The following is a 7,665-nucleotide window of genomic DNA, read 5'->3' as shown; positions in this document are numbered from 1 at the left end:
AACTCGAAAAACCCGGCCGCGACCCGCGCGGCGAGTTTCAGACGGCCACCTTTGCCGAAGGCATCAACGAAATTACCGATTTGCAAACCGGCATGATTTTGGAAGGCGTGGTAAGCAACGTCGCTAACTTCGGCGCGTTTGTCGATATCGGCGTACACCAAGACGGCTTGGTACACATCTCCGCTCTGTCGAACAAATTCGTGCAAGACCCGCGCGAAGTGGTCAAAGCCGGCGACGTGGTGAAAGTGAAAGTGCTGGAAGTCGACGCCGCGCGCAAGCGCATCGCCTTAACCATGCGTTTGGACGACGAACCCGGCACGCAGGCCAAACGCAGCGACCGGCCGTCTGAAAACAACCGCAGAGGCGATAGCCGCAGCGCCAAACCGCAACGGCAGGAAAAAGCGCCTACCAATTCGGCGATGGCGGATGCGTTTGCGAAGTTGAAGCGGTAAGCTATTAAAAAGGCTACCTGAAACAGTGGATAACGGTATTTTCATATCCGCTGTTTCAGTATTTTTAAGTAGGACAAGCCAAATAAATGGATTTAAGGTTTAACAAAGATTTAATTGAAGGCTATCACAGCCCCAGACAAATCATCAGAAGGTTGTCGGAAGATTGGCTGGAACGAAATATTTATTGCCCAAGTTGTGGCCGACATTCGATAAGTGCTTTTGGAAATAATACCAAAGTAGGTGATTTCTTTTGCCCTGATTGTGATGAACAGTTTGAACTAAAAAGTAAAAGTGGACTTTCCAACGGTAAAAAAGTGCCTGATGGCGCTTATGAAAGCATGATAGCGCGGATTCAGGCAGAAGATAATCCGACTTTCTTTTTCTTGGCGTACAGAAAAGCTGATTATTCCGTGCAGCAGCTTGTACTTGTTCCCAAGCATTTCATCACCACAAAGATGATTGTCCCCCGCCATAAAGCATTAAAAGGCAGAAACAACTATCTGATGTGCGATATGGATATCAGCACTTTACCGGAAAGCGGCAAAATTTTACTGATAGATAAAGCTCAAATGATTGAGCCTGAAACAGTCTGCCATCAATGGAAAAAACATTTATTTTTGCGCCAACAACAAAGTAAAAGCAAAGGATGGTTGTTGGCTATGATGAAATGCATTGACAAATTGCCCGAGCAATTTGATGTGCAACAAGTGTATGCATTTGAACAGGCGTTATCGGTTCAGTTTCCAGAGAACAAACACATTAAAGATAAAATCCGCCAACAGTTGCAAATTCTGCGTAACCAAAATGTGATTGAGTTCTTGGGTAGAGGGAAATACAGGAAAATAAAATCATGAAAATATTCAAAATCGTAGTAAAAGAGGAGACAGAGCTATTGCGTTTTATAGTAGATTTAAAATAAAACTCCGAGATTGGAACGCGGACGTCCCCGTCCGCAAAATATCTAGAATCATACATAAAAAGCGGACGAAAACGTCCGCGCTCCACCGGACATTTTATTTGAATCGACTATACAAGCAAGCCCGCAGCAGAAATTTATGACCAGGCTTCCAAACAGTCAGCAATTCCAGCTGTGCCAATGAAGGCTATTTGGTGACCACTGCCATTATGGGGGAACGCACCGAGGAAGAGTTGCGGATTTTGTCGGCATTGCACGGTATCGGTGTGATGGTGCTGAATACCGATGATTTATCTGAAAGTGAAATTTTATTGCCCGCCAAGCGTAAAACAGACACCGATTGGCAATCGGTTAACCGTATCGTGAAACAAAATAAGGATTTTGAAACCTTTATCGAATATGTGGCGATTTATTACCAATCGGGAAAAATCGTTGAGAAAAATTGGAACAGATATTAAAAGCAGATGTATAGTGGCTTAAATTCAGAATAGGATAAGGCGCCGAGCCGCAGACAGTACCGATACGATAGTACGACAAGGCGAGGCAACGCTGTACTATTCTGAATTTAAGCTACTATAATTTAAATTTGCACGCATTAATCGATATGTGGAAAGATTGATTCAAACAACAAATGCCTGTCTGAAAATTTTTCAGACAGGCATTTGGTTTGGCGTAAGCCGTTTGATTAGATCAGATTCAAGTCGCTGACGCGATCAAACAGATGATCCGGTTTGCCGCCGTCTTCGTGCAGTTGGATGCGCAGGCGCAGGTCGTTGGCGGAGTCGGCTTGGCGCAGGGCTTCGTCATAGCTGATGATGCCGCGCAGATAGAGGTTGAACAGGTTTTGGTCGAAGGTTTGCATGCCTTCGTCTACCGAGCGCTGCATCAATTCTTTAATACCCATTAGGTCGCCTTTGAAAATCAAATCCTGAATGGCGGGGGTGTTGATCAACAGGTCGACGATGGCGGTGCGGCCGCTGTTGTCGCGTTTGACTACCAAGCGTTGGCCGATGATGCCGGTGAGGTTCATGGCAATGTCCATCAATACTTGCTTGTGACGCTCTTCGGGGTAGAGGTTCATAATGCGTTCGATGGCTTGGTTGGCGCTGGTGGCGTGGATGGTGAATACGCACAGGTGGCCGGTTTGCGCCAGTTGCAGGGCGTATTCCATACTTTCCTGCGAGCGTACCTCGCCGATACACACCACGTCGGGCGCTTGGCGCATGGCGTTTTGCACGGCCAATTCCCAGCTTTCGGTATCGATGCCGATTTCGCGTTGGGTGATGATGCACTTTTTCGGGCGGTGCAGGTATTCGATCGGGTCTTCGATGGTGATGATGTGGCCGGGCAGGTTGTGGTTGCGGTAGTTCAGCATCGCGGCCATCGAGGTGGATTTACCCGAGCCGGTGGCGCCGGCCAGAATCAGCATGCCGCGCGATTTCATGATCAGTTGGTTGAGCACGAGCGGGAGGCTTAAGTCTTCGACGGTAGGAACTTCCGAGTTGATGCGGCGCAACACTAGGCCGACGCGGCCTTGTTCGTGATAGGCGTTGACACGGTAGCGGGTATCGCTGCGCGACTGCACGGAGTAATTGAGTTCCAGCTTGGCTTTGAATTCGGCTTTCTGGTCGTCGTTCATGGTGGAGTCGGCGATTTCCTGCGTATCGGCGGCGGTCAGCATCGGCATGGAAACCGGTGTCAGTTTGCTGTTGATTTTCATGGCCGGGGCGAAACCGGCGCTGATGAAGATATCGGATGCGCCGCGGTCTTCTGCATCGAAACACATGCGGTCGAGAATCGGATGTAGATGTACGCCTATTTGAGCGGGTGTCGGTTTGGGTGGTTTGGTAGGTGAGTGGGCAGGCGGGGTGGCAGGCGGGGTGGCAGCAGCTGTAGCGTGGAAACCGTTTTGCTTTTCTGAATAGGCGCTGACCATGTCGTTGAGCAGGTCATGCAGCTGTTGATTCGGGTCTGTCATGATGTTTTCTCGCAATGTTATCGGGTACGGTTAGACCAGCATATCAGCGTTTTGCGCCTTGCTGCGTGCGACTTCTTGGGAAATCATGCCTTGGCGGATAAGGGCTTGCAGCGCTTGGTCGAGCGTTTGCATGCCGTGCGTCTGGCCGGTTTGCAGGGCGGAGCCGATCTGGGCAATTTTATTTTCGCGGATCAGGTTGCGCACGGCGGGGGTGGCGATCATGATTTCGTGTGCGGCGACGCGGCCGTTGCCGTCTTTGGTTTTCAGCAGGGTTTGCGAAATGACGGCGCGCAATGATTCGGAGAGCATGGAACGTACCATTTCTTTTTCGCCGGCAGGGAATACGTCGACGATACGGTCGACGGTTTTGGCGGCGCCGGTGGTGTGCAGGGTGCCGAATACCAAGTGGCCGGTTTCAGCGGCGGTAAGCGCCAGGCCGATGGTTTCCGGATCGCGCATCTCGCCCACCAGAATCACGTCCGGGTCTTCACGCAGCGCGGATTTCAGGGCGTTGGCAAAGCTGTGGGTGTGTTCGTGCAACTCACGCTGGTTAATCAGTGCTTTTTTGCTCTCGTGTACAAACTCGATCGGGTCTTCGATGGTGAGGATGTGCGCGGGTTGGGTTTCGTTGATGTAGTTGATCATGGCCGCCAGCGTGGTGGATTTGCCGGAACCGGTCGGGCCGGTTACCAATACCAAGCCGCGCGGGGTATCGGCGATTTTTTGGAAAATACGCGGTGCTTTGAGGTCTTCCAGCGTGAGCACGGTGCTGGGAATGGTACGGAATACGGCTGCCGGACCGCGGTTGGACATAAAGGCGTTCACACGGAAGCGGGCGACGTTGGGCAGTTCGAACGAGAAGTCGGTTTCGAGGTTTTGCTGGTAGTTTTTGCGCTGTAAGTCGTTCATCACGGCGGTGATCATGTGGCCGACTTCTTCGGAGGACATTTCGGGCAGGTTGATGCGGCGGATATCGCCGTGTACACGGATCATCGGGGGCAGGCCGGCTGAGAGGTGTAAGTCGGAAGCTTTGTTTTTTACGCCAAAGGCGAGTAAGTCGGTAATTTGCATAATGTGTCCTTATTTTATTAAGATAATGTTTTATTTCCTGCTGATGCATCGGCGGCAAGATAAATTTGCCGGGTGTTTGGGTACTTCGGTATTGCTGAAATAAAATCTTATCTATTCTAAATAATCGGCGCGGGTTCTTCCATGCAAATTTTATGTTTGCGGTAAAAACGGCTGATTTGGAGGGAAAAGCATGACGATGCTGCAACACAATTACCAATCGGTATGCGCGCAACTGGCGGATGCGGAGCAACGGGCAGGGCGCCCAGCAGGCAGTGTGCGGTTGGTGGCGGTGAGTAAAACCTTTCCGGCCGCCGATATCCGCGAAGTTTATATGGCCGGCCAGCGTGATTTCGGTGAGAACTATATTCAGGAGTGGTTTTCTAAAACGGAGGAGTTGGCGGATTTGCCGGATATCGTTTGGCATGTGATCGGGCAGGTGCAGTCGAATAAAACGCGGATAGTGGCCCAACGGGCGCATTGGGTACATACGGTTGATAAATTGAAAACCGCACAACGGTTGAGTGCGCAAAGGCCGCCTGAAATGCCGCCTTTGCAGGTGTGTATCGAGGTCAATATTGCCGGTGAGGTAAATAAGCATGGTGTACCGCCCGAAGAAGCGGTTGCGCTGGCCTGTGAGGTGGCTAAATTGCCTAACTTAACCGTGCGCGGCCTGATGTGTGTGGCCGAAGCGGCGGCGGATGAAGAGGAATTACGTCGGCAGTTCGAGCGGATGCAGGCCTTGTTGGACGAATTGCAGGCGGCAGGCGTGGCGGCGGATGTGTTGTCGATGGGTATGTCGGCTGATATGCCCTTGGCGGTGGCTTGCGGTGCCACGCATGTTCGTATCGGCAGCGCGATTTTCGGCAGGCGCGATTATGGTTGATTACGGTTTATGCCTGTCTGAAAAAGTTTTCAGACAGGCATAGATGGGCAAAATATGTTTGCTTCGCAATCGGCCTAAATTTAGCAATCCGATTAAATTAATCAAAGAAATGGAAGGGGCAGGGAAATATGAATATCTATTTTTTAGGCGGCGGCAATATGGCGGAGGCCATCGCGGGCGGACTGGTGAAACAAGGAGGCTACCGTATCCACATTGCCAACCGAGGTGCTGAAAAACGCGAACGCTTGGCGCGGGAGTTGGGCGTGCAGGTGTCGGAAAAACTGCCTGCGCTCAATGCGGAAGATGTACTGGTGTTGGCTGTGAAACCGCAGGATATGAAAGCCGCTTGCGAAAACGTCGCAACCAACGGCGCACTGGTGTTGTCGGTGGCGGCCGGTTTGAGTGTGGATACTTTAAGCCGTTATCTGGGCGGTACGCGCCGTATCGTACGGGTGATGCCGAATACGCCTTCGAAGATCGGTTTGGGCGTCAGCGGTATGTATGCCGCAGAAGGCCTGTCTGAATCGGATAAGCAAATCGCCGAAGTGCTGATGCAGTCTGCCGGTATGGTAGTTTGGCTGGCTAAAGAAGAAGAAATGCATTCGATTACCGGCATCAGCGGCAGCGGTTCGGCCTATGTGTTTTACTTAATGAGCGCTTTGGAAAAAGCGGCCAAGCAACAAGGTTTTAGCGACGAGCAGGCCAAGCAGCTAAGTCTGGCAACTTTTAAAGGCGCGGTGGCCCTGGCCGAACAGAGCGGTGAAGCTTTTGCCGTATTGCAACAAAATGTGACCTCCAAAGGCGGCACCACCGCCGAAGCCATTAGGGTGTTTGACGAGAAAGATATTCCGGAATCAATTGCCGAAGGCGTGGCAGCTTGCGTGGCACGCTCAAAAGAAATCGGCAAAATGTTGGAATCTCAATAATTTTCAAGAAAGGCCTGTCTGAATAAAGATGTTTGCCAAAGTCATTATCCTGATTGCCGATGTATGGGCGATTGTTTGCATATTGCGTATGCTGTTGCAGCGAGGAGGCTTATCGGCCGATCAGCCGGCAATGAGGTTTTGTAAGCAGCTAACCGACCCTTTAATTATCCCGCTAGGGAGACTCAGCCGTAAAAAAGGAAGTTGGGATTTCAGTTGCTTATTGGCCGCTTTCGTGGTGTATTATCTGGTATTTCTTACCTTGATATTTATGGCTTTGCCATCAATCGGCGCCGCTAAGGCTATTTTTGGAGCCAGCCTGTTCGGTTTGGTAGGTCTCAGTAAAGCTATCGGTTATGCTTTGTTGCTCGGATTGGTTACCCGCATGGTGTTGAGTATAACCAAACCTTATGCGCCTATTATGGATGCTTTGCGAATTATCTTTGAACCTTTATCCAAGCCGTTTGTCTTTCTGAGAATAGGAAGATACGATTTCTCGGGTAGTATTGTTGCTATTATGTTGTGGCTGTGGCTCACCGTATTGGTACCACAGCTGATGTCGCAGCTTAATATGTGGATGTTGCAATAAGTTGCCATATGCCACGCTGGGGTAAAGAATAGTTTGTAACAGTAAAACTTCTGCGATAAATTGGGAGGTTTGGAAATACATGCTACCATGCGTCGCTCAATTGCAGAAAAACGGTTTTACGACAGGCAGTATTGTGTAAAATCAATAACCTTTTTTATCAACACGTAAGAATAAGCCTGAAAGGTCAAATAACAGAGGTTTATATGGCGAAACTAACAGAACAAGATATCCTTGATTGGAATGGTCCCGAAGAGGATTACATGAATGAAGACCATCTGGCCTTCTTTCGAGAGTTGTTGGTCAAACTGCAGGATGAGTTGATTGAGAAAGCCAACGTCACCACCGATCACCTTCAGCAACATGAGTCCGCTCCCGATCCTGCGGACCGTGCCACCCAAGAAGAAGAATACGCTCTCGAATTGCGGACCCGTGATCGCGAGCGCAAACTAATGAGTAAAATACAGTCTTCCATTCGGGCGATTGATGAAGGTGAATACGGTTATTGTAAAGATACCGGCGAACCTATCGGCTTAAAGCGTTTGCTGGCTAGGCCGACTGCTACATTATCAGTAGAAGCACAGGAGCGACGCGAGCAACTGAAAAAACAATTCGCAGATTAATTTTTGGGTGTTAATAAAAGATTAACTTGAATGCTGATTGTGAGATGCCTGTCTGAAAATTTTCAGACAGGCATTTTAATTGTTTGGTTTGCGGTTTGTGGTTTGGTTGGGGTTTGGGGTGATAAAAATATCCAGCTAAAACAGAGGGTAGAGGGATGGCGTTAAAAAAAAGAGGAGGGGGTTGTTGACAGGGTTGGTGGGAGGTGTGTATAGTTCGGTTTCTTCGCTGCTGA

General features: G+C 49.8%; 9 protein-coding genes. 7 read left to right on the top strand and 2 right to left on the bottom strand.

All coding sequences use genetic code 11. The features are described 5' to 3' along the window. The 3 genes from Q4C79_RS12725 to Q4C79_RS12715 form a co-directional block, all read left to right on the top strand. A partial coding sequence (locus Q4C79_RS12725; protein ID WP_303091396.1) for a S1 RNA-binding domain-containing protein occupies positions 1-452 on the top strand: 452 nt, incomplete at its 5' end. 86 nt (positions 453-538) lie between these two features. Continuing rightward, positions 539-1,306: a DpnI domain-containing protein gene (locus Q4C79_RS12720; RefSeq protein ID WP_303091395.1), complete on the top strand. Its 768-nt coding sequence runs from the start codon at positions 539-541 to the stop codon at positions 1,304-1,306. 256 nt (positions 1,307-1,562) lie between these two features. Continuing rightward, positions 1,563-1,826 carry a hypothetical protein gene (locus Q4C79_RS12715; RefSeq protein ID WP_303091394.1) on the top strand — a complete coding sequence of 88 codons (264 nt, stop codon included), beginning with the start codon at positions 1,563-1,565 and terminating at the stop codon, positions 1,824-1,826. A gap of 227 nt (positions 1,827-2,053) precedes the next feature. On the opposite strand, the gene Q4C79_RS12710 is transcribed toward Q4C79_RS12715, so the two are convergent. Next, positions 2,054-3,346, bottom strand: a complete 1,293-nt coding sequence (locus Q4C79_RS12710) for a PilT/PilU family type 4a pilus ATPase (RefSeq protein WP_303091393.1) — start codon at positions 3,344-3,346, stop codon at positions 2,054-2,056. Positions 3,347-3,376: 30 nt separating this feature from the next. Continuing rightward, positions 3,377-4,417 (bottom strand): type IV pilus twitching motility protein PilT, encoded by a 1,041-nt coding sequence (locus Q4C79_RS12705; protein ID WP_303091392.1) that lies wholly within the window; start codon positions 4,415-4,417, stop codon positions 3,377-3,379. 190 nt (positions 4,418-4,607) lie between these two features. Here Q4C79_RS12705 and Q4C79_RS12700 point away from each other — a divergent pair, with 190 nt between their 5' ends. The 4 genes from Q4C79_RS12700 (at position 4,608) to dksA (ending at position 7,432) form a co-directional block, all read left to right on the top strand. After that, entirely contained in the window at positions 4,608-5,300 is a 693-nt protein-coding gene (locus tag Q4C79_RS12700) for a YggS family pyridoxal phosphate-dependent enzyme (protein WP_303091391.1), read from the top strand. Between the two features lie 128 nt (positions 5,301-5,428). Beyond that, positions 5,429-6,226 carry a pyrroline-5-carboxylate reductase gene (proC, locus tag Q4C79_RS12695; protein ID WP_303091390.1) on the top strand — a complete coding sequence of 266 codons (798 nt, stop codon included), beginning with the start codon at positions 5,429-5,431 and terminating at the stop codon, positions 6,224-6,226. A 28-nt stretch (positions 6,227-6,254) separates the two neighbouring features. Continuing rightward, a complete protein-coding gene (locus Q4C79_RS12690) occupies positions 6,255-6,812 on the top strand; it encodes a YggT family protein (RefSeq protein WP_303091389.1) in 558 nt (185 codons plus the stop codon). A gap of 203 nt (positions 6,813-7,015) precedes the next feature. Next, positions 7,016-7,432 carry an RNA polymerase-binding protein DksA gene (dksA, locus tag Q4C79_RS12685; RefSeq protein WP_303091388.1) on the top strand — a complete coding sequence of 139 codons (417 nt, stop codon included), beginning with the start codon at positions 7,016-7,018 and terminating at the stop codon, positions 7,430-7,432. Positions 7,433-7,665: the final 233 nt, after the last annotated feature.

Origin of the sequence: Neisseria sp., from assembly GCF_030523955.1 — a bacterium.
Classification (GTDB): Bacteria; Pseudomonadota; Gammaproteobacteria; order Burkholderiales; family Neisseriaceae; genus Neisseria.
This window is presented reverse-complemented; position numbering and strand designations above follow the sequence as displayed.

Excerpts from the sequence above, each read along its gene's own strand:
- Q4C79_RS12720 (WP_303091395.1), top strand. The coding sequence starts at position 539 with ATGGATTTAAGGTTTAACAAAGATTTAATTGAAGGCTATCACAGCCCC.
- proC (WP_303091390.1), top strand. The coding sequence starts at position 5,429 with ATGAATATCTATTTTTTAGGCGGCGGCAATATGGCGGAGGCCATCGCG.
- dksA (WP_303091388.1), top strand. The coding sequence starts at position 7,016 with ATGGCGAAACTAACAGAACAAGATATCCTTGATTGGAATGGTCCCGAA.
- Q4C79_RS12700 (WP_303091391.1), top strand. The coding sequence starts at position 4,608 with ATGACGATGCTGCAACACAATTACCAATCGGTATGCGCGCAACTGGCG.
- Q4C79_RS12690 (WP_303091389.1), top strand. The coding sequence starts at position 6,255 with ATGTTTGCCAAAGTCATTATCCTGATTGCCGATGTATGGGCGATTGTT.
- Q4C79_RS12710 (WP_303091393.1), bottom strand. The coding sequence starts at position 3,346 with ATGACAGACCCGAATCAACAGCTGCATGACCTGCTCAACGACATGGTC.
- Q4C79_RS12705 (WP_303091392.1), bottom strand. The coding sequence starts at position 4,417 with ATGCAAATTACCGACTTACTCGCCTTTGGCGTAAAAAACAAAGCTTCC.